16 protein-coding genes and 2 pseudogenes are annotated in these 20,060 nt (G+C 60.2%); 11 read left to right on the top strand and 7 right to left on the bottom strand.

Annotated elements, in window-relative coordinates:
• Positions 1-14 precede the first annotated feature (14 nt).
• Genes pgm through LB559_RS14140 form a run of 5 tightly spaced genes read right to left on the bottom strand, consistent with a single transcriptional unit; the run spans position 15 to position 6,872 of the window.
• Entirely contained in the window at positions 15-1,670 is a 1,656-nt protein-coding gene (gene pgm / locus LB559_RS14160; protein WP_127367136.1) for a phosphoglucomutase (alpha-D-glucose-1,6-bisphosphate-dependent), read from the bottom strand.
• Between the two features lie 16 nt (positions 1,671-1,686).
• Complete coding sequence (gene tkt, locus LB559_RS14155) at positions 1,687-3,792, bottom strand: transketolase (RefSeq protein ID WP_224674312.1); 2,106 nt, start codon at positions 3,790-3,792, stop codon at positions 1,687-1,689.
• A gap of 38 nt (positions 3,793-3,830) precedes the next feature.
• Positions 3,831-5,480, bottom strand: coding sequence for a glucose-6-phosphate isomerase (gene pgi, locus LB559_RS14150; RefSeq protein ID WP_224674311.1), 1,650 nt, complete (start codon positions 5,478-5,480; stop codon positions 3,831-3,833).
• On the bottom strand, positions 5,480-6,577 hold the full coding sequence (tal, locus tag LB559_RS14145; protein WP_224674310.1) for a transaldolase: 1,098 nt from the start codon (positions 6,575-6,577) through the stop codon (positions 5,480-5,482). The genes pgi and tal overlap by 1 nt, the downstream gene beginning before the upstream one ends.
• Before the next feature lie 43 nt (positions 6,578-6,620).
• Positions 6,621-6,872: a DUF982 domain-containing protein gene (locus tag LB559_RS14140; RefSeq protein WP_127385157.1), complete on the bottom strand. Its 252-nt coding sequence runs from the start codon at positions 6,870-6,872 to the stop codon at positions 6,621-6,623.
• Between the two features lie 703 nt (positions 6,873-7,575).
• Between LB559_RS14140 and LB559_RS14135 the strand changes: the two genes are divergently transcribed.
• From LB559_RS14135 to LB559_RS14120, 5 genes and pseudogenes are all read left to right on the top strand, one after another.
• The gene (locus LB559_RS14135; RefSeq protein ID WP_224674309.1) at positions 7,576-8,979 is read left to right on the top strand and encodes a cytochrome ubiquinol oxidase subunit I; all 1,404 of its coding nucleotides are present in this window, start codon (positions 7,576-7,578) and stop codon (positions 8,977-8,979) included.
• On the top strand, positions 8,976-9,986 hold the full coding sequence (gene cydB / locus LB559_RS14130; protein WP_224674308.1) for a cytochrome d ubiquinol oxidase subunit II: 1,011 nt from the start codon (positions 8,976-8,978) through the stop codon (positions 9,984-9,986). Before LB559_RS14135 ends, cydB begins: the two co-directional genes overlap by 4 nt.
• 269 nt (positions 9,987-10,255) lie before the next feature.
• A complete protein-coding gene (locus LB559_RS14125) occupies positions 10,256-10,828 on the top strand; it encodes an NADPH-dependent FMN reductase (protein WP_064994348.1) in 573 nt (190 codons plus the stop codon).
• A 232-nt stretch (positions 10,829-11,060) separates the two neighbouring features.
• Positions 11,061-11,450: pseudogene (locus LB559_RS33140) on the top strand (hypothetical protein).
• Positions 11,451-11,512: 62 nt separating this feature from the next.
• Positions 11,513-11,626: pseudogene (locus LB559_RS14120) on the top strand (IS21-like element helper ATPase IstB); the annotation flags it as partial.
• Between the two features lie 119 nt (positions 11,627-11,745).
• Here the strand turns inward: LB559_RS14120 and LB559_RS14115 are convergent.
• Entirely contained in the window at positions 11,746-12,624 is an 879-nt protein-coding gene (locus tag LB559_RS14115) for a GNAT family N-acetyltransferase (protein ID WP_064994322.1), read from the bottom strand.
• A 227-nt stretch (positions 12,625-12,851) separates the two neighbouring features.
• On the opposite strand from LB559_RS14115, the gene argE reads away from it, so the two are divergent.
• From argE to LB559_RS14090, 5 genes are all read left to right on the top strand, one after another.
• A complete protein-coding gene (gene argE, locus LB559_RS14110) occupies positions 12,852-13,976 on the top strand; it encodes an acetylornithine deacetylase (protein ID WP_224674307.1) in 1,125 nt (374 codons plus the stop codon).
• Between the two features lie 16 nt (positions 13,977-13,992).
• Positions 13,993-14,916 (top strand): 2-hydroxyacid dehydrogenase, encoded by a 924-nt coding sequence (locus LB559_RS14105; RefSeq protein WP_064994323.1) that lies wholly within the window; start codon positions 13,993-13,995, stop codon positions 14,914-14,916.
• A 15-nt stretch (positions 14,917-14,931) separates the two neighbouring features.
• Positions 14,932-15,288: a cupin domain-containing protein gene (locus LB559_RS14100; protein ID WP_064994324.1), complete on the top strand. Its 357-nt coding sequence runs from the start codon at positions 14,932-14,934 to the stop codon at positions 15,286-15,288.
• 226 nt (positions 15,289-15,514) lie between these two features.
• Positions 15,515-16,558, top strand: a complete 1,044-nt coding sequence (locus tag LB559_RS14095) for a tartrate dehydrogenase (RefSeq protein WP_127366092.1) — start codon at positions 15,515-15,517, stop codon at positions 16,556-16,558.
• Between the two features lie 20 nt (positions 16,559-16,578).
• Entirely contained in the window at positions 16,579-18,054 is a 1,476-nt protein-coding gene (locus tag LB559_RS14090; RefSeq protein WP_224674306.1) for an NAD-dependent succinate-semialdehyde dehydrogenase, read from the top strand.
• 149 nt (positions 18,055-18,203) lie between these two features.
• Here LB559_RS14090 and LB559_RS14085 read toward each other — a convergent pair whose 3' ends face one another.
• Entirely contained in the window at positions 18,204-18,893 is a 690-nt protein-coding gene (locus tag LB559_RS14085) for a haloacid dehalogenase type II (RefSeq protein WP_064994327.1), read from the bottom strand.
• A gap of 323 nt (positions 18,894-19,216) precedes the next feature.
• Between LB559_RS14085 and LB559_RS14080 the strand changes: the two genes are divergently transcribed.
• Positions 19,217-20,056 (top strand): GNAT family N-acetyltransferase, encoded by an 840-nt coding sequence (locus LB559_RS14080; RefSeq protein WP_224674305.1) that lies wholly within the window; start codon positions 19,217-19,219, stop codon positions 20,054-20,056.
• Positions 20,057-20,060: the final 4 nt, after the last annotated feature.

Raw genomic sequence — 20,060 nt, 5'->3', positions numbered from 1 at the left:
GCCGTGCAGCCGGTTCAGCTTCCTTTGGTTGCCCCGAGCGCATGGTCGACGGTCGTCTGCGCCTCGGCCAGGATGGCGCGCAGGTGGTCCTGTCCGCGAAAACTCTCAGCGTAGATCTTGTAGATATCCTCGGTACCTGACGGGCGCGCTGCGAACCAACCGTTTTCCGTGGCCACCTTGACGCCGCCGATTTCGGCATTGTTGCCCGGTGCCCGGCTGAGCACCGACCGGATCGGTTCGCCAGCCAAGATCTTCGACGTGATCTCATGCGGCGAGAGCTTCGACAGTTTCTCTTTTTGTGCTGGGGTTGCCGTTGCCTGGAGCCGGTCGGCGACCGGTTCGCCCAATGCCTTCGTCAGGTCGCGATAGACCTCGCCGGGATCGCGACCCATCCTTGCCATGATCTCGGCCGACAGCAACGCCGGCACGATGCCATCCTTGTCGGTCGTCCAGACGGCGCCATTGCGGCGCATGAACGTCGCACCAGCGCTTTCCTCGCCGCAAAAGCCCATCGAGCCGTCCTGAAGGCCCTCGGCGAACCATTTGAACCCGACCGGCACTTCATACAGTCTGCGCTTCAGCCTGGCGCTGACGCGATCAATCATCTGGCTGCTCACCACCGTTTTTCCAACAGCGGTGTCCTTGCGCCATTCAGGGCGATGCTGGAACAGGTAATCAATCGCCACCGACAAGTAATGATTGGCCGGCAGCAGCCCGGCACTGCGCGTGACGATGCCGTGCCGGTCGTGATCGGTGTCGCATGCGAAAGCGATGTCGAATTGATCCTTCAGGCTGATAAGGCCTTGCATGGCATAAGCTGAAGACGGGTCCATGCGGATCTGGCCATCCCAATCAACCGTCATGAAACGAAAAGTGGGATCGACGTGGCGATTGACGATGGTCAGGTCGAGTTTATAGCGGTCGGCTATGGCGGGCCAGTAGTGGACTCCCGCGCCGCCGAGCGGGTCGACGCCCATGCGAACATGCGCTCCCCGAATGGCGTCCATGTCGATGACATTGCCGAGATCGTTCACGTAAGCGTTCAGGAAATCGTGGGCATGGACTGTAGGCGCATGGAGGGCCTTCTCGAACGGCATCCGCCGCACGCCTTTCAGGCCGTTGCCAAGCAGCTCATTGGCCTGTTGTTCGATCCAGCCGGTGACATCGGTATCCGCCGGCCCGCCATTGGGCGGGTTGTACTTGAAACCTCCGTCGCCGGGTGGGTTGTGCGACGGCGTGATGACGATGCCATCGGCAAGCCCGGTCTTGCGGCCTTTGTTGTAGATGAGGATTGCGTGAGAGACGGCAGGGGTGGGCGTATACTCGCCACCGGCCGCCATCATCACCTCCGCCCCGTTCGCGGCCAGCACTTCCAGTGCGCTCGCAAACGCCGGTTCCGACAGCGCATGTGTATCGATGCCGATGAAGATCGGGCCGTCGATGCCCCGTAGCTTGCGGTACAGACAGATGGCTTGGCTGATTGCCAGAACATGTGCTTCGTTGAACGTTCTTTCGACTGCAGACCCGCGGTGCCCGGACGTCCCGAATGCCACGCGCTGCAACGGGTCGGCAAGGTCCGGCGCTTGGCTATAGTAGGCCGTGACAAGCCTGGGGACATTGACCAGCAGGTCGGGCGGGGGCGGCTTTCCGGCCAATGGACTGATGTTCATGATCGTGCTGATTGCCTCATTTGGTGAAAGCCGCACTGCCTGGAGCTTGAATGCCCGCAATTTGCGCCTTGGCAGCCGCAACGACGTGTGCGGGCTCGAATCCGAAGTGTTTTGCGACGACCTTTGATGGAGCGGACAGGCCGAAGCTATGCAGAGCCAGGATGGCGCCGTCGAAGCCGGTATACCGTTCCCATCCGAAACCGGATGCTTCCTCCACTGCCACGCGGGCGGTTATCGTTGGCGGCAGGACGGTGTCGCGATACTCCTTTGGTTGGCTTTCAAACAATTCCCATGACGGCATGCTGACGACGCGTGCCTTGATGCCCTCGGCCTTCAACTGTTCATAGCCCGTCACGCACAGCGCGACTTCGCTGCCGGTCGCCAGCAGCAGGACGTCGGGTCGGGCGTCGGGAGCATCGGCCAGTACATAAGCGCCCCGTGCCACGCCGCCTGCGTTTGCGTAGGTCGAGCGATCGAGCGTCGGCACCCGCTGTCGCGTCAGTACGAGGCAGACGGGCCTGTCCTTGAGATGAATGATGACCTTCCATGCCTCCATGACCTCATTCGCATCCGCCGGGCGCAGCACGATCATGCCGGGCATGGCGCGGAACGAGGCAAGCTGCTCGATGGGCTGGTGGGTTGGCCCGTCCTCGCCGAGACTGATGGAATCGTGGGTCCAGATGGAGATGAGCGGGAGTTCCATCATCGAGCTCAGCCGCAGCGCCGCGCGGCAATAGTCGGTGAAGATCAGGAAGCTGGAGACGAACGGCCGCAGCTTCGACAGGCTCATGCCGTTGCCGATGGCGCACATGGCATGTTCGCGCAGGCCAAAGTGGAAATTCCGCCCGCGGTAGCTGACGGCCTGGTCACCCTCGGGCGCCTGAAAGTTGCCGGCGAAATCGAATTCGAGGTTCGTCTTGGTTGACGGCGACAGGTCTGCCGCGCCACCCAGCAGCCATGGCAAATGTTCCGCAATAGCGTTCAACACCTGGCCGGACGATTCACGTGTCGCGAGGCCTTTCGCGTCGGCTGAGAAGGCGGGCAACGTGGCGTCCCACCCGGGAGCAACTTCACGTCGCTGCATCTGATCGATCTGTTCGGCCAGGTCAGGATATTGTTTGCGATAGGCAGCGAACAATTTTCGCCAGGCGGCATGAGCGGCGTCCCCACGCTTGCCCATATGTGAGCGGAAATGCGCCACGACCCCGTCCGGAACCTTGAAATCGGCGTCCGGATCCCAGCCGTAGAATTCCTTCGTCAGCCGAACTTCTTCGGCGCCCAGGGGCTCGCCATGCGCTTTGCTGGTGTCATGCTTGTGCGGCGCGCCATAACCGATATGACTTTGAACGATGATCAGCGTGGGGCGGTCATGCGTATCGATGAACATCTGATACGCCTTGCCCAGCAACACCAGATCGTTTGCATCGCTTACCCGCTCGACATGCCATCCGTACGCAAGGAAGCGGGTTGCCACGTCTTCGGTGAAGGTAAGGCCAGTCGGCCCCTCGATGGTGATGTGATTGTCGTCATAAATCCAGCAGAGGTTCGACAATTTGAGGTGTCCAGCCAGCGATGCCGCCTCGTTGCTGAGCCCCTCCATCATGTCGCCGTCGCTGCACAGCGCATAGACAGTGTGCGAGAACAGATCATAATCGGGTCGATTGTAGGTGGCCGCCAGCCACCGTTCAGCAATTGCCATGCCGACGCTTGTGGCGGCACCTTGTCCGAGTGGCCCCGTGGTCGTTTCCACGCCCGAGGTCCAGCCAAATTCGGGATGTCCAGTGCAATGGCTGCCTGCCTGGCGGAACGACTTGAGATCGTCCAACGTCACGGCCAGCCGGTCGCTCGATGGATAGGCCGGCCCTTTTGCCTTGACGCCGCACACATGAAGCAGGCTGTAGAGCAGAGCGCAGGCGTGACCGGCCGACAGCACGAAACGGTCGCGGTTCGGCCAGTCGGGATCGGCTGCATCATAGCGCAGGAAGTGTTGCCACAGGCAGTAGGCGACTGGCGCGGCATCCAGCGGCGTTCCGGGATGGCCGGAATTTGCCTTCTGGACCGCGTCGATGGAAAGCATCCGCAGCGTGTTGATGCAAAGCTGGTCGAGTTGCGCCTGTACCATATTTTTTCCGATCGGAGTCTTGCGGTCCGGCTGTCGATTCAGTGCTTCTTGATCCGGCGATAGCGCTCGATCAAAGCATTGGTCGAGCTGTCATGTTGAAGATTTGGGGTCGCGGAAACTTCCAGTTCAGGGATTGTTTTCTCGGCCAGCGCCTTGCCCAGCTCAACGCCCCATTGGTCAAACGAGTCGATGCTCCAGATGACGCCTTGCGTGAAGACGCTGTGCTCGTAGAGCGCCACCAGGCTGCCTAGTATCTTTGGCGTCAGGCGCTCGGCAAGCAGCGTATTGGTAGGGCGGTTGCCTTCGAAGGTGCGGTGCGGAACCAGCCAATCCGGCGTCCCTTCCGCTCGGACTTCCCCTTCCGTTATGCCGAAAGCCAGCGCCTCGGTCTGTGCGAAGAGATTTGCCATCAGGAGATCGTGGTGGCGTCCCAGCGGATTCAATGCCTGGCAAAACCCGATGAAGTCGCACGGAACGAGCTTGGTGCCTTGATGAATGAGTTGGTAGAAAGAGTGCTGCCCGTTGGTGCCAGGTTCGCCCCAATAGATCGGCCCTGTTTGGTAGTCGACTTTCGTGCCGCCAAGCGTGACGTGCTTGCCATTGCTCTCCATCGTCAGTTGCTGGAGATAGGCGGGAAAACGCTTCAGATATTGCTCGTAGGGAAGCACCGCGACCGTCTGCGCTTCGAAGAAATTGTTGTACCAGACCGCGAGCAGACCCATCAGAGCCGGCAGGTTCTGATCGAACCGTGCAGTGCGAAAATGCTGGTCCATGTCATGGAAGCCCGACAGCATCGCCTGGAAATTTTCCGCCCCGACGGCGAGCATGGTGGATAGGCCTATCGCCGAATCCATTGAATAGCGGCCGCCGTCCCAATCCCACATGCCGAACATCTGTTCGGTGTCGATGCCGAATTTGGCGACCCCTTCGGTATTGGTCGAGACGGCGACGAAATGCCGGGCCACCGCCCGCTCGTCGCCCAGCTTGCGCAGCACCCATTGACGGGCCGTATGGGCGTTGGTCAGCGTTTCCAACGTTTTGAACGTCTTCGAGCAGATGATGAACAGCGTTTCTTCAGGATTCAGATCTCGCGTCGCTTCCGCGAAATCGGTACCGTCGATGTTCGAGATGAAGCGGAAAATCATGTCGCGCCGGCTGTAGTGGCGCAGCGCTTCATAGGCCATGACCGGCCCGAGGTCAGAGCCGCCGATGCCGATATTGATGACGTTGCGGATCGGCAGGCCTGAATGGCCGCGCCATGCGCCGCTGTGGATCTTGTTCGTGAAATCAGCCATCTTGCCGAGCACCGCATGCACTTCCGGCACGACGTCGATACCGTCAACTAAAATTCGCTCGCCAATTGGCGCGCGCAGCGCCATGTGAAGCACAGCACGCTGCTCGGTCACATTGATCTTCTGACCGCTGAACATCGCTTCGATGCGCTCACGCAACCCGGAGGCCTCGGCAAGTTCAATGAGAAGCTGGACCGTCTCAGGCGTGATGCGGTTTTTCGAATAGTCGAGATAAAGTCCGCAGGCGTCGACGGTGAACTGCGTGCCACGTCGGGGATCATCCGCGAAGAGCTGTCGCAGATGCAAAGGGCGCACTTCCTGACAATGCGCCAGCAACGCCTGCCATGCTGAAAGCTCCGTGAGCGGCAATGTCCTGGCCGCAAGAAGCGCGCTCATCATCTGCCGGCCGAACCGTGGCGATGTAACTGCTCGCTCTTCAAGGCAATCACCGCCATCAGATCGGCCCATGATTTGGTGAAGGATTGCGCGCCTTCCAACTGGAGCTGCGCGGCAAGCGCCTGAATGTCGACGCCGGCTTTTGCGAAATCGCCAAGCACGGTTTCGCTGTCGCCGCCATCCTCCCGCATGATGCCGCGCAACACACCCTCTTTCGAAAACGCATGGAGTGTCTTCTCTGGAATGGTGTTGATGGTAGCAGGCGCGGCGAGCGCTTCGATATAATAGGATTGCGGAAGCTGCGGATCCTTGGTGCCGGTGCTCGCCCATAGCAGACGCTGGGAAAGTGCGCCGGCATCGGCCAGCTTGCGCCATCCGGTAGAGGCAAGCCGCTCCCGGTAGGCTTTATAGACTTGCCCGGATATGGCGATACCGAGACGGTTCCGCAGTGCACCGGGAACCTTGTCCATCACCGCCTTGTCCCAGCGGCTGACGAAGATCGAGGCGACAGAGGCGATCTTCGGGTCGAGCCCGGCGTCAATCCGTCGCTGAATGCCTCGGCAATACGCGTCGGCCGCCGCCACATACTGCTCGCACGAAAACAGCAGGGTGACATTCACGGGCACGCCGGCGAAGATCGATTCCTCTATGGCCTCGACACCTGCGGGCGTGCCCGGAATCTTGATGAACAGGTTGGAACACTCCGCCTGCCCATGCAACCGCTTGGCGGCTTCGACAGTGGCGCCGGCATCGTTAGCCAGCAAAGGCGACACTTCCAGGGAAACCCAGCCATCGATGCCGCCCGTCGCTTCGTGGACCGGACCAAAAAGTGCTGCGGCTTGCTTCAAATCTTCCAGCGCCAATTCGAAGAATAGCTGCTCGCCCGCTTTGCCTTCTCTGGCTTTTCGACGTAGGGCCTCGTCGTAAGCGGCACTGTTACGAATGGCTTCATCGAAAATTGTGGGGTTCGATGTCAATCCGGTCACCGAAAATTCGGTGCAATAGCGCTGAAGGGTGCCACTGCTCAACAGATCGCGGGTGATGTTGTCCAACCAAAGGCTCTGGCCGAGTTCGTGCAATCGGGTTGTTGCGTTCATTGTGACCTCGCTAGTGGCGGGAAATGGTCCATCCCGGCATTGTCTATTGGTTCGCACAACCGACCAACATGTGCGCTTCCCGCGCTGCGTCGATGAACGCATTTCCTGCGACGTCGGCGGGAACACTGCCGTTCAAGGCCTGTCGGCACGCCGGTTTCGCGGATCGGCGCTTGTCGCTTCTTTCACTGCGCCAATGACCGTTGAGCAGGTCAAAAGCTTGCCGAGTGTTCATAAGGTTTCGGATGTCGCCGCTTATGGCGGTGGCGACAGACAGTGGCTTGGAAGACCAATACATGGGACGGGCCTCGGATTGGCTGAACCCACGCAACGCGCTTCCTCGGGGGAAGTTTCATCAACCGGCATCACCCTTGCGTGAAACCAGGGTGTGTGAGTATGGCGCCGAAATGAAAAACCCACCTTGGAGGCGGGTCGCGGGCGCAAATCAGCACTATGCCCGTATTAGCAGCACAGTTGCCGGGTCACTAAGCAACCGGGTCGTGCACCGGGGTCGGTCGCAGCCTTGCCTGTACAGCCTCGGTGAACAGGGGCAGCCGGGTCAGCCGATCATCATCTCGCTCACCGACGTACAGGCTTAGGAACGTTTCCGCCAGGCTGGACGGAACTTCGGCCATATCTTCGCATAGTGCAGTTGCAGGACTGAATCCCAGCAAATCCGCTCCAAGTTGCCGGCTTCGACAGTAGGCCTTGCGATCAATTCTTTGCAGTGGCGAACGGGAGGCGCCCCGACTGTCACATTTCGACGCAGCAGCCGCTGGACAACTCCTTTGGCTGTCTCCGTCGAAAGGCTTATCAGGGTATATTTGGTGGTCTGGTTCGAGGTTGACGGCCAGACAGAAGAGCGGTTTCGAATCCTTGTATCGACACCGACGCCAATTTCTATAGCTTGATCACGGCTTTGAATCGAGGCGTGATCTCTGTGGCGGCTGCTGCAGCATATGAAGTGATTCTCACCAGCTTGGCATCGGGAGAGACGAGTAATGGATTTTGATCCTGTATTCCTGTCGCGACTGCAATTTGCCTGGGTGATCGGCTGGCACATCCTGCTGCCGGCTATTACTGTAGGATTGGCCGCGTTCATCGCGATGCTGGAAGGCCTCAATTTCTTCACCGGAAGGGACATCTATCTCCGCATCTCGACGTTCTGGATCAAAATATTCTCGATTGCTTTCGGTATGGGCGTCGTCACAGGCGTTGTCATGCCTTTCCAGTTCGGCACGAACTGGAGCCGCTTTTCCGACGCGACCGCCAATGTCCTTTCACCGCTTTTCGCCTATGAGGGCCTGACGGCGTTCTTCCTGGAGGCGGCCTTCCTTGGTGTCCTTCTGTTCGGACGGCAGCTGGTGCCACGCTGGGCGCATTTTGTCGCGGCACTGATGGTGGCACTGGGAACTTTGCTTTCTTCCTTCTGGATCCTGTCGGCAAATAGCTGGATGCAGACGCCGGCCGGCTACGAGATCATCGACGGCCGGTTCTTCCCGACCGACTGGTTCAAGGTGGTCTTCAATCCTTCCTTTCCCTACCGGTTGGCGCACACCGTCGTCGCCTTCTTCGTCACGACCGGCTTCGTCGTCATGGGCGTCGGCGCCTATCTGATGCGTCGGGGGAGGTCGGCCGCGGAAGGGCGAACGATGCTGTCGATGACGCTCTGGCTGCTTACAGTGCTGGTCCCACTCCAGATTTTCATCGGCGACCAGCATGGTCTGAACACGCTTGAGCACCAGCCGGCAAAGCTCGCTGCAATCGAAGCGCGTTGGGAAACCGCGCGGCAGGTGCCGTTGACGCTTTTCGCTATTCCGGACGACAAGGGCGAGCGCAACCGATTTGCCATCGACCTTCCATGGCTCGGCAGCCTCATCCTTACCCATGAGTTTGATGGCGAGGTCATCGGCCTCAAGGACTTTCCGGCCGATCAGCGTCCGCCCGTCGCGATCCCATTCTTCGCCTTCCGCATCATGGTCGGCTGCGGCCTGCTGATGCTCGGCCTCGTCCTCTTTGGCGGATGGCTTCGCTGGCGCGGCCGGCTGGACACTTCGCGGGCTTTTCTCACGCTCACTCAGATCGCGGCGCCCATCGGCTTCGTGGCAGTTATCGCCGGTTGGATCACCACCGAGGTCGGACGCCAGCCCTGGACGGTCTACGGCCTTCTACGAACGGCGGAATCGGTGACACCGTCGCTGACGAGGTCCGATGTTGTGATCTCGCTGCTTGGCTACATCGCCGTCTATCTCATCATCTATCCTGCGGGCCTCTTCCTGATGCTGCGCATCGTGCGCAAAGGCCCATCCATCGTCGCCGATGAGGGCGCTGAGATCGAAGGGGGCAGGCCAGAGGCGCCGGTCCGAGCCGGAGCGGTCGAACTTCGAGAGGGGGAAGTGCGATGAGCCAGGTTCTCGATTTCGTACCGATATGGACGCTGATCCTCGGCATGGCGGTGTTCTTCTACGTGCTTCTGGACGGCTTCGACCTTGGCGTCGGCATGCTTTACGGCTTCGCGCCCGACACGGCGTCCCGCAACACCATCATGAACTCGATCGCACCGATCTGGGACGGCAACGAGACCTGGCTGGTGCTGGGCGGCCTGGGACTTCTTGCTGCGTTTCCGCTTGCCTTCGCCATCATCATTCCCGCGGTTTATTTTCCCATTCTCGTCATGCTGCTGGCGCTGGTGTTCCGTGGCGTGGCGTTCGAGTTCCGCTTCCGCGATGCCGAGCACAAGACCTTCTGGGACCACGGTTTCTGCTATGGCTCGGCCGTGGCCACCTTTGCTCAAGGGGTCGTGCTCGGCGCCTTCATTCAGGGTTTCGAGGTCACTGGCAGGCAGTTCTCCGGAGGGTCTTTCGACTTTCTGACGCCGTTCTCGCTTTTGACCGGCTTTGCCCTTCTGTTCGGCTATGGGCTTTTGGGCGCCGGCTGGCTGATCTTAAAGACAAACGGAGCGGTACAGGAAACAGCGCGTCGGCACGGCCGCGTGTGCCTTGTTGGCGTCCTCATCGGTGTCGGCTTGGTCAGCATCTGGACCCCATTCATGAGCGAGGCCATCGCCTCGCGCTGGTTTGCCTGGCCCAATGTTCTATATTTGGCCCCGGTGCCCGTAGCGACCGCGGCGGTGGCATTCTTCACGTGGCGGGTGCTGGACAGCGCAAGTGAGATAAAGCCCTTCATCGGCGCCATCGGCCTTTTCATGCTCTCTTACGTCGGTATCGCGATCAGCCTCTTTCCGATGATTGTTCCTTATCATTTCACGCTTTGGGAATCAGCTTCGTCCGAGCGCACCCAGGCTTTCCTCCTTGTTGGCACGCTGGTGCTGCTGCCGGTGATCCTGATGTACACCGGCTGGTCCTACTGGGTGTTTCGCGGCAAGGTCCGTACAGATGTCGGATATCATTGATTTCGTTGTGCGGATCCACTCAGCCGCTTGGTGGCTCGCTGGCAGCTCAAATGAGACTGTGAGCTGCGGTGTGGCACATTCCGTTGACGTCACCTAAAGTCCGCAACCTGTCGCTACGAACCAACAGCGCAGGTACCCGCTCTTCCGATGTTCGCTTCATCGCGTCGTGAACCCTGCAGCAGTTGAATCCAGCAGCTTGTCCTAAATGTGCTGGTGTCCGACTTTGACTGAGCAGATACTGTTTGGGGGCGGCAATATGGGAGTGCCTGATGACCACGCACAAAGTCGGCTATCTGATTGGTAGCCTCGCCACGGCATCGATCAATCGCAAGCTTGCAAAAGCACTAGTGCAGCTTGCTCCACCAGAGCTTGAAATGTCGGAGATTTCCTTCAAGGATTTGCCGCTCTACAGCTACGACTACGATGCTGACTTTCCACCTGTCGCGCGCGCTTTCAAAGACTCTATCGCCGCGGTGGAGGCAGTCCTTTTCATAACGCCCGAGTATAACCGCTCGATCCCAGGTGGGTTGAAGAACGCAATCGACTGGGCCAGCCGCCCTTATGGCAAGAACTCGTTCGCCCGCAAGCCCTCAGCTGTCATTGGGACCTCGCCCGGAACCATAGGGACCGCCGTGGCCCAGCAAAGCCTGCGAAGCGTGCTTAGCTTCTGCAACTCCCCGCAGATGAACGCTCCGGAAGCCTACATTCAGTTCACGCCGGGCCTGATCACGGACGGCGGCGAAGTCACAGTCGAATCCACGCAGGAGTTCTTGCTCAACTACATGGCCGAGTTCCATATGTTCATCGCACGGGTCCTTCAGGTGCTTCCCAAGGATGCCTGATGTTGTCACGGAGCCCCTAGACGGCTTCGATCCGGAGGGGAGGGGGCCTGCTTGCTGCCTTTTGCAACACCGCATTGGATCCGGGCGTGATCGCTATCGGGATTTCGGCCTGACAGACCCCCCTCTGTTAACGGTCGTCTTGTCGCTTATGAAAAGGACCAGGGATGGCTGGTGTGGATAATCAGCCGTGGCGGCTTGCCCATTGGGCCAGCCGGCGCGCACTCTCACAGCTATGGTGGCGGAGCATGTAGAATCGGCCTTGTTTGAACAGTCACTCGGCAACATCGAGGGCCTCAATCGACCGTTCTATGATCGTGTGGCTGACGCCGCGGAAAAAACCGATGGGTCGGTTCTGTTCGATTTCGCGTCGACGGCGATACCTACGTTCAGTAGATAGCTGCCATGGCGTAGTCGGCACAGCTATAATCGTGATGGGGAAGAACGGACAACTTAGATGCGCATCGGTAACGGGGACACCGCTCCTTTGGTGGCAGAATTGGCTGACTGGAATGCGTTTCCGCTGAGTGAGCAAGCAAAGGTTGATCACCGCGGAACAGCCAGCATCCTGCTAGCGAAGCTCCGTAGTTCCGGTCACTTCGGCCGGGATGGTTGGCGTTCCTAAGCGAGAGTTAGGCGGCATTAGCCACCTTCCTAACGCTCGCGGCCGCTTCTTCAATGTCGTCATCCGAGATCCGCGACGGCCGCCAAGGCAAAATTGCCGATCATCTGACCCGGCTCGACTTCGTCGTGTTCGATGAACTCGGCTATCTCTCCTCCGCCCAATCCGGTGGCCAATTGCGTCTTTAACGCCAGCGACCAGAACGCCGCCTATTCGGCGGGCGCTGGTCTCCTACACTCGCTCGCCTGCGCGCACGGCCACGCGGTTGGCGCCTTTCGGTCGCATTGTGGTGCCGCAGTCAACTCAATGCGTGGCCAGCCAATCCATAAACCCACGGCCCGTTTTCTTCCCGGTTCAGGAATCGGCGCCCTTTGGACATGGTCGTAACGGTCTCGGCAATGCCAAGGCCGCACTGGTCGAGAAACGCGGCAAACATGCCTTCTTTCTCCCGCGTATCGACTCGGACGAAGCGTCCTGCAAGATTTCTCAGATGGATGGCTGTAAGATGGACCGCGTCCAGATCGCTGCGCGCGACCATCGGGCCGATCACGTAGCCACGTCCGAATTCGCGACACATGGAATAGCCGACGATCTCGCCGCCACGGCTCAAAGTGCAGATAGAGGCATTCGCTGAAAGCAATGCGAGCAGGCTGGCGCGGTCTGTCCCAAACGCTCGTCTGTCGAGCCCCATGATCTCCTTCAGCCTGTCGCTCGGCAGCGCCTGCAATTCCCCGTCCAAGGCCGGCAGGGCAGGGAGTGCAGGCGGAATCTCTCCTTGGTGCATGAATACGATTCCTTCGGTCGTGAAACCGAGTGAGACATAGAGGGGATAGGCGGCATGGGTGGCGTTGAGCGCCAAATTGCGATCGCCACACTGCTCGAGCACCTGGTCCATGAGCCATCGACCGCCGCCTTGCGCTTGTGTGCGGGGCGTTGTGATCACTACGCCGATGGTGGCGAAATCGTCCCCTTGCGGAAACCACATCGCGCTGCCGAAAACGCGCCCGATGCCGTCTACGGCAACGATGCCGCGGCCCGCGCGGCGCAGAGTGTCCCAGTCCTTCGGCCGATGCGGCCAGCGAACCGAGATCGAGAGCGCGTGGAGCAGATTGACATCGACTTCGTCGATGTCCCGCGCGACCAGTTCGAAAGACTTCAGGCGCACTGATCTCTGCATTTCAGTCGACCTGCTCCCTTTTCCAAGTCCCACGGTCGCGACCCGTCCTCGCTGACGTGCCGCAGCCGTCTTTTGCCCCATGATTGCACCCGAAAGCCAGCAGGTTTCGCTGGTTCCGGGCCAATATTCGAAATCTTCGGCCAAAGCATACCTTCATTCGGCACGGAATGCTCTCGCCTGCTGCCACACTTGTTGCATCCAGCGAACTGCGAGTGGAGCGGCGCCCTGTGAATGTCGAAGAAATTCTTGCGAGGCTGATCGCGTTCCCCTCGGTCGTGGGCGCGCCCAATGGCGCGATCGTCGATTGGGTGCGTGAATATTGCGAGGCGGCCGGAGCTGAGGTGACGGTCCTTCGCGGCCCGGAAGGCGACCGGTCCAACCTGTTTGTCACAATCGGAGCTCGGCGTGCCCGCGGCTACATCTTGTCGGGCCACATGGATGTCGTGCCGGCCGGTGAACGGGAATGGCACTCGGATCCGTTTGTCCTGCGCCAAGACGGCGCCAGGCTTCACGGTCGGGGCACCTCCGACATGAAGGGGTTTCTCGCCTGCGTGCTGGCCGCGGTGCCGCGGCTCGCGGCGATGAACTTGCCACAGCCAATTCATCTCGCATTCTCCTATGACGAGGAGGCAGGTGCCCGTGGCGTGCCGCATCTCATCGCCGCGCTGCCAAGCCTGTGCGAGAAGCCGCTTGGCGCGATTATCGGTGAGCCGAGCCGGATGGAAGCCGTGCGGGCACACAAAGGCAAGGCGGCCGTGCGGCTCGAAGTGATCGGACGGTCCGGCCATTCTTCACGGCCCGAGCTGGGACTGAATGCCGTGCATGCAATGGCTGGTCTCGTCACGCAGATCGTGGCCTATGGCCAGACCCTTGCGATCGGGCCATTCGACACGGATTTCGCGCCTCCATACTCGTCATTGCAGGTTGGTGTCATCGCCGGCGGCCAATCCGTCAACATCATCCCCGATCGCTGCACCGCCGATATCGAGGTCCGTGCCGTGCCAGGTGTTTCGCCGAGATCCCTGCTCGAGCCGGTAAAGACCCAACTGACGGCTCTACGCGACAGCGGCTTTGAAGTGGCTTGGCATGAGCTGAGTGCGTATCCGGGGCTTTCGCTCCCGCAGGAGAGTGGTTTGGCGGCCCTTCTGGCCGAGTTGACGGGGCGTCAGCCCCTGTCTGCGGTGAGCTACGGAACGGAAGCTGGCCTTTATCAGCAGGCCGGCATCGACGCGATCATCTGCGGCCCCGGCGACATCATCCGGGCTCACCGTGCCAATGAATATATCGAGACCGGCGAACTTGCTGCCTGCCAGAGCATGATCGAGCGTCTCGCCACGCGCCTTGCCGGATAGCAGGAAAGGGCGGTTCATGGCTTTTCTTTTCAATTCCGACCCGGTGCGCGCAGCGGTCTTCCGCAAGGCTTTCGCACGCGAACTACCGGACGTCGAATTGTTCCACAGCAGCGAATGTTTCGACCCGGAGGAGGTGCGCTACCTCCTGACCTGGACGGCGCCAGATGATCTCGCGCGCTATCGCAATCTCGAATTGCTGTTTTCGCTCGGCGCCGGCGTCGACCAGTTCAACCGTGAAAGCCTGCCTCGGCAGGTGAAGCTGGTGCGCATGGTCGAGGACGGCATCATTCGCATGATGCAGGAATATGTCGTTCTTGGCGTGCTGAGCCTCCACCGGGATATGGTGGCGTATCGTGAACAGCAGAAGCGCCAAGCGTGGCGGGGTCTTGCCGCTCCGCAAGCGACCGAACGCCGGGTTGGGTTTCTTGGCCTCGGCATGCTGGCGCAGGCAGCTATCGAGCGATTGCTGCCGTTTCGCTTTCCCCTTGCCGCCTGGAGCCGAAGCAGGAAGGAGATCGAAGGGGTGACCTGCTTTTATGGCGCGGACCAGCTTGCCGGTTTCCTCGCGCGCACGGATATTCTCGTCTGCCTGCTGCCGCTGACGAAAGAAACGCGTGGCATCCTCGATGCGGAACTCTTTTCCCTCCTGCCGGCTGGGGCGAGATTGTTGCATGTCGGCCGCGGGCCGCAGCTAGACCAAACCGCGCTTGTCCAGGCTCTCGATAGCGGGCACCTCACCGCCGCAATGCTCGATGTCACCGATCCCGAGCCACTGCCGGACGGCCATCCGCTCTGGCGGCACCCGAAGGTGGCGATCACGCCGCACATCGCTTCCGTAACGCAAGCAGATTCCGCGGCGCAATCCGTCGTGGACAACATCCGGCGCCACCGCGCCGGAGAAGAACTGATCGGCCTCGTCGATCGGACACGCGGCTACTAACCAGGAAAACATAAAATGTCACTTCTGATCACGATCGACACAGATCCAGCCTTCGCGCCGAAGCAGGCATTGCCGGCTCCAGAGCGGCTCATCTCCGGCAATCCATCCTTCAAGACTTGGGCGCAGGATGCTTCGAAAGGCGAGAAGGTTCTGACCGGCGTCTGGGAGGCGACGCCTGGCGAGACGCATTCTATCAAGGGCACGACCTGCGAGTTCTGCCACATCGTTTCGGGCCTCGTCGAGATCGAGGAGACGGGCGGTGAGACCAAGACTTACCGCAGCGGCGACAGTTTTGTGATGAAGCCCGGCTTTGTCGGCGTCTGGCGCACGATCGAAACCGTGCGCAAGATCTACGTCAGCGTCTATGACTGAGCTCAACGCTCAAGGTCTGGCCGAATAGCGCGCGCGCCGGTTCCAGAACAATCCACTCTCCAAGTCCCGCCCGACGCGATTCGACGCCGTCGGGCGGCTCATCCTCGGCGGAAAATACGGCGCGCTGTCGACTACTGTTCCAAAACCAGGTGCGAGACGCCGCATGTCGCTGCCGTGTTGAGCAAGCTGCGACTTTCGGTACCCATCGGTCTCCAGGAGGATATCAATGAAGGCTTACACGATAGGGCACATCCCAGGCGACGGCATCGGCAAGGAGGTGACCGAGGCTGGATGGGAGGTGCTGCAGGCTGCAGCAAAGCGAGGCGGCTTCGCCCTTGAGGATACAAGGTTCCCATGGTCGTGCGCCTACTATCTGGAAACCGGTGCGATGATGCCCCCTGACGGCGTCGAGATGCTGCGGAAGTTCGATGCAATCTACCTCGGCGCTGTGGGATGGCCAGCAAAGGTGGCCGACTCCGTATCGCTTCACGGACTGCTCCTGCCGATCCGCAAAGGGTTCACGCAGTATGCCAACATACGGCCGCACAGGCTGTTGCCAGGCGTTCAGGGACCTCTTCGCCGTGATGGTTTCGATATACTGTGCATCCGGGAGAACACGGAAGGCGAATACTGCGGAGCTGGTGGGCGCATTCATTCCGGAACGGCCAATGAGGTCGCGATCGAGACGGCAATCTTCACACGTGAGGGTGTCGAAAGAATCCTCCGTTTCGGTTTCGAACAGGCGCGGACGCGCCGCAAGAAGCTCGCATCCGTCACCAAATCCAACGCGCAGAAACATTCCATGGTTTTTTGGGATGAGGTCACGCGTGAGGTGGCGAAAGACTATGCCGATGTGGAGGTCTCGCACTACCACGTCGACGCCATTGCCGCCCGCATGGTCCTGGCGCCTGAAAGCCTCGACGTGATCGTCGCCTCGAATCTTTTTGGCGACATCCTCACGGATATTGGAGCGGCCATTCAGGGCGGGCTGGGTTACGCCGCCTCCGCCAATATCAATCCCGATCGCAGCGCGCCTTCGATGTTCGAGCCGGTCCACGGTTCGGCGCCTGACATCGCGCATCTCGGCATCGCCAATCCGATCGCCGCGATCTGGTCCGGTGCGATGATGCTCGGGCATCTGGGCGAGGGGCAGGCCGCGGCCGAAGTGATGTCGGCGATCGAGTCCGCAACCGCACGCGGGATAGGCACGATTGCAGGCAAGGACACGACTGAAGCAATCACGCAGGCCGTGCTGGCAGGATTAAGCTGAAAGAGCAGAGGAAAAGAACCATGAACGCAACAACGAAGATTGGTTTCCTGAAGGGTGCGGACCTGTTTCGCCAGCGTGGCCTCATTGGCGATGTCTGGCAGCATGCGCACAGCAACGCGACTGTCGATGTGATCGATCCGGCCAGTCTGGAAGTGCTTGGAACCGTGCCCGACATGGGCCGGGATGAGACAAGGGCTGCGATAGATGCAGCGCAGGCGGCGTTCAAGGACTGGAAGGCCAGGACCCATGCCGAACGCGGAGCGCTTCTGGAGCGCTGGCACAGCCTGATACTGGAAAATGAAGAGGACCTGGCGTTGCTGCTGACGCTGGAACAGGGCAAGCCTCTGGCAGAAGCACGCGGTGAAATCCGCTATGGCGCCTCCTTCGTGAAATGGTTCGCCGAAGAAGCACGCCGGATCGGTGGCTCGACCATTCCGTCTCCCACGCCCGATCGCCGCATTCTGGTGCTGAAGGAGGCCGTTGGCGTCTGCGCAATCATCACGCCATGGAATTTCCCTAACGCGATGATTACGCGCAAGGTGGCGCCGGCGCTGGCCGCGGGTTGCACGGTTGTCATCAAGCCGTCGGAATTCACGCCATTTTCGGCGCTGGCGCTCGGCGTACTGGCGGAACGGGCGGGTATTCCTGCCGGCGTGATCAACATTGTGACCGGCATGCCCATTGAAATCGGCAACGAACTGATGGCCAACGAGACGGTGCGCAAGATCTCGTTCACCGGCTCGACCCGCGTCGGAGCGCTGCTCATGCGTGGCGCGGCCGATAGCATCAAGCGCCTCAGCCTCGAGCTCGGCGGCAACGCGCCCTTTATCGTCTTTGACGACGCTGATCTGGGCAATGCAGTCGAGGGGGTGATCGCATCCAAGTTCCGCAATGGCGGTCAAACCTGCGTCTGCGCAAACCGGATTCTCGTGCAGGCGGGCGTTTACGACGCTTTCGCAGAAAAGCTGAGCCAGCGCGTATCGCGAATGAAGGTTGGCGCAGGGACCGACGAGGGCACGGAGATCGGCCCGATGATCAATGCGGCAGCGATCGACAAGATCGAGCGTCACATCGCCGATGCACAGGCGAAAGGCGCGCGGATCATCGCCCAGAGCGAGACGGTGCCGGACGGCAAGCAATATGCACGGCCCATCGTGCTGGGAGAGGCTACTACCGAGATGCTGCTGGCATCGGAAGAGACGTTCGGCCCGGTGGCGCCGCTTTTTCGCTTCGAAACGGAGGACGAGGCCATTGCGATCGCGAACGGTACGCCCTTCGGCCTTGCCGCCTACTTCTACACCGAAAATCTCAAGCGGTCATGGCGTGTTGCCGAGGCCCTGGAGTTCGGTATGGTTGGGCTCAACACGGGCATGATCTCGACCGAAGTAGCGCCTTTCGGCGGTGTCAAGCAGTCAGGGGTGGGGCGCGAAGGATCGCAGCTCGGCATCGAGGAATATCTCGAGGTCAAGACGCTTCATGTTGGCGGGCTTAACTAGTTCTGTTGCAAGCAGGTGGAAACACCTTCCAAAGCGTGGAACAACAAGAAAGGGGCGGTGAAAACCGCCCCTTTCTCTGTATTGCGACCAGTGATCATTAACGTAGTGGGAGTGCCTCACCCTGGCGCGACTGCACCAGCAACAGACGCTCAGGCGAATTCGCGAACGGGCTCCAGCCCGACGGCGCCGGCCAGCCCGCCGATATCCTTGATTTCACTGTACTCGTAGTATGGGTTCGCGGGTTCGTGGCCGCGATTCACCCAGACCTTGCTCTTGATGCCAAGATCATAGGCGGTCATGAGATCGTAGCGGAATGAGGACGACACATGCGTAATGTCTTCCGGGCCGCAGCCGAGCTTGTCGAACATGTACTCGAAGCCCTTCATATGCGGCTTGTAGGTGCCGGTCTCCTCGGCCGTGATGACCATGTGGAAGGGTACGCCGAGCTTCTCAACGTTCGACATGATCAGGCTCTTCATGGAATTCGACAGGATCACTAGTGGGATTTCCTTGGCGACCTTGGCCAGTCCCGCCGGGACATCCGGGTGCGGACCCCATGTCGGTATTTCCGAATAAATGCGCTGGGCATCCTCAGGCCGGAACGTCACATTGTTGCGCTTGCAGGCGCGCTCCACGGAATTGTGCACGACCTCGCTATAGGGCTTCCAAGCGCCAAGAACCTCATCGAGGCGATAGGCCGAGAAATCCTTGATGAACTGCGTCATTACGGCTGGGGAGAGTTCCGCACCGTAAACTCGTCTTGCCGCGCCGGCCATGTCGAAGTTGGTCAGCGTACCGTAGCAATCGAAGGTGATGTATTTCGGTCTGAAACGGGTCATTGGCGTCTATCCTTCCAATCCTGGCGGCACCGCGTGCCTTTAACGACAAGGATCATAACGAGCAGCGAAAAGGACTAGTCGCCGCATTCTCTGCCGCTTGAAGCAGATTGTTTTGTATCGTGGCAGGGCTTTGGCAGAGAGTTGCGCACGACGTGGTTCCGAGCTTGCCAGGCGCTTCCCTCGCCCGCCGGCTCGTCGGCATAAGATGCGGCGCCGGCGGCAAAGGAAAGTCAAAACACCTAGCTCACCGGTACGCGTCGGGAGGAACTGCTGTCGGCCGCAGCCTAACTTTGCATTGAAGAATTCAGGCCGGGAAACGACCCATGACCCCAGGGCGAGTCACGTTCAAAACGATGACAACCGAGCATTTGAACGATGCTGTCGAATTGTCACGTCATGTTGGATGGCCGCACCGTCGTGAAGACTGGGAGCTGATGCAGTCGCTCAGCCAAGGTCTCGTTGTCCAGGAGGAAGGACGCGTGGTGGGGACGATTCTGATGACGCCCTACGGCGACGATGCCGCCAGCGTCAACATGGTCATCGTCGATGCCGCAATGCGCGGTCGCGGGCTCGGGCGCAAGCTGATGGAGGAGGCGCTTACCAAGGCAGGCGAGCGCACTTGCTATTTGGTGGCTACGCAGGAAGGGCTCCCACTCTACGAGAAGCTGGGATTTGTCGCGACCGGCAAGGTCGTGCAGCACCAGGGCATGGCGCCGTCTGCAGATGCACCGGCACATGTGTCATGGGGCGAGGACGGCGACCACGCGCGCCTTGTCCCTCTGGATTGCGCCGCGTTTGGTCACGACCGGTCGGCACTCATGAACTCGTTGTGCGAGCGGGCGAAGTTCGCCGTCATTCGCGATGCAGGCGATGTCCAGGCGTTTGCCGCAATTCGTCGTTTTGGTCGAGGGCTGGTCATTGGGCCGGTGGTGGCGAGGACGCTGCACGAAGCGAGATGCCTGATCGACTTCCTGCTGGCCGACAGTGCGGGCGAGTTTGTCCGCATCGACACCAACGAATCCACGGCTCTCGGCGAGTGGCTCATCCGTCGCGGCCTGGCCCACGTCGGCGGTGGCGTAACGATGCGACGAATCGCAGACGAGCCGAAAGTCGAAATCAGGTCACACCAAACTTATGCGCTCGTTAGTCAGGCGCTAGGCTGAACCG

This window comes from Mesorhizobium sp. BR1-1-3, from assembly GCF_020165455.1.
In the GTDB taxonomy this organism is placed as follows: Bacteria; Pseudomonadota; Alphaproteobacteria; order Rhizobiales; family Rhizobiaceae; genus Mesorhizobium; species Mesorhizobium ciceri.
This window is presented reverse-complemented; position numbering and strand designations above follow the sequence as displayed.

What these genes read in the sequence shown, in the direction of transcription:
- pgm (WP_127367136.1), bottom strand. Translation starts at nt 1,670, where the DNA reads ATGAACATCAGTCCATTGGCCGGAAAGCCGCCCCCGCCCGACCTGCTG.
- tkt (WP_224674312.1), bottom strand. Translation starts at nt 3,792, where the DNA reads ATGGTACAGGCGCAACTCGACCAGCTTTGCATCAACACGCTGCGGATG.
- pgi (WP_224674311.1), bottom strand. Translation starts at nt 5,480, where the DNA reads ATGAGCGCGCTTCTTGCGGCCAGGACATTGCCGCTCACGGAGCTTTCA.
- tal (WP_224674310.1), bottom strand. Translation starts at nt 6,577, where the DNA reads ATGAACGCAACAACCCGATTGCACGAACTCGGCCAGAGCCTTTGGTTG.
- LB559_RS14140 (WP_127385157.1), bottom strand. Translation starts at nt 6,872, where the DNA reads ATGTATTGGTCTTCCAAGCCACTGTCTGTCGCCACCGCCATAAGCGGC.
- LB559_RS14135 (WP_224674309.1), top strand. Translation starts at nt 7,576, where the DNA reads ATGGATTTTGATCCTGTATTCCTGTCGCGACTGCAATTTGCCTGGGTG.
- cydB (WP_224674308.1), top strand. Translation starts at nt 8,976, where the DNA reads ATGAGCCAGGTTCTCGATTTCGTACCGATATGGACGCTGATCCTCGGC.
- LB559_RS14125 (WP_064994348.1), top strand. Translation starts at nt 10,256, where the DNA reads ATGACCACGCACAAAGTCGGCTATCTGATTGGTAGCCTCGCCACGGCA.
- LB559_RS14115 (WP_064994322.1), bottom strand. Translation starts at nt 12,624, where the DNA reads ATGCAGAGATCAGTGCGCCTGAAGTCTTTCGAACTGGTCGCGCGGGAC.
- LB559_RS14105 (WP_064994323.1), top strand. Translation starts at nt 13,993, where the DNA reads ATGGCTTTTCTTTTCAATTCCGACCCGGTGCGCGCAGCGGTCTTCCGC.
- LB559_RS14100 (WP_064994324.1), top strand. Translation starts at nt 14,932, where the DNA reads ATGTCACTTCTGATCACGATCGACACAGATCCAGCCTTCGCGCCGAAG.
- LB559_RS14095 (WP_127366092.1), top strand. Translation starts at nt 15,515, where the DNA reads ATGAAGGCTTACACGATAGGGCACATCCCAGGCGACGGCATCGGCAAG.
- LB559_RS14090 (WP_224674306.1), top strand. Translation starts at nt 16,579, where the DNA reads ATGAACGCAACAACGAAGATTGGTTTCCTGAAGGGTGCGGACCTGTTT.
- LB559_RS14085 (WP_064994327.1), bottom strand. Translation starts at nt 18,893, where the DNA reads ATGACCCGTTTCAGACCGAAATACATCACCTTCGATTGCTACGGTACG.
- LB559_RS14080 (WP_224674305.1), top strand. Translation starts at nt 19,217, where the DNA reads ATGACCCCAGGGCGAGTCACGTTCAAAACGATGACAACCGAGCATTTG.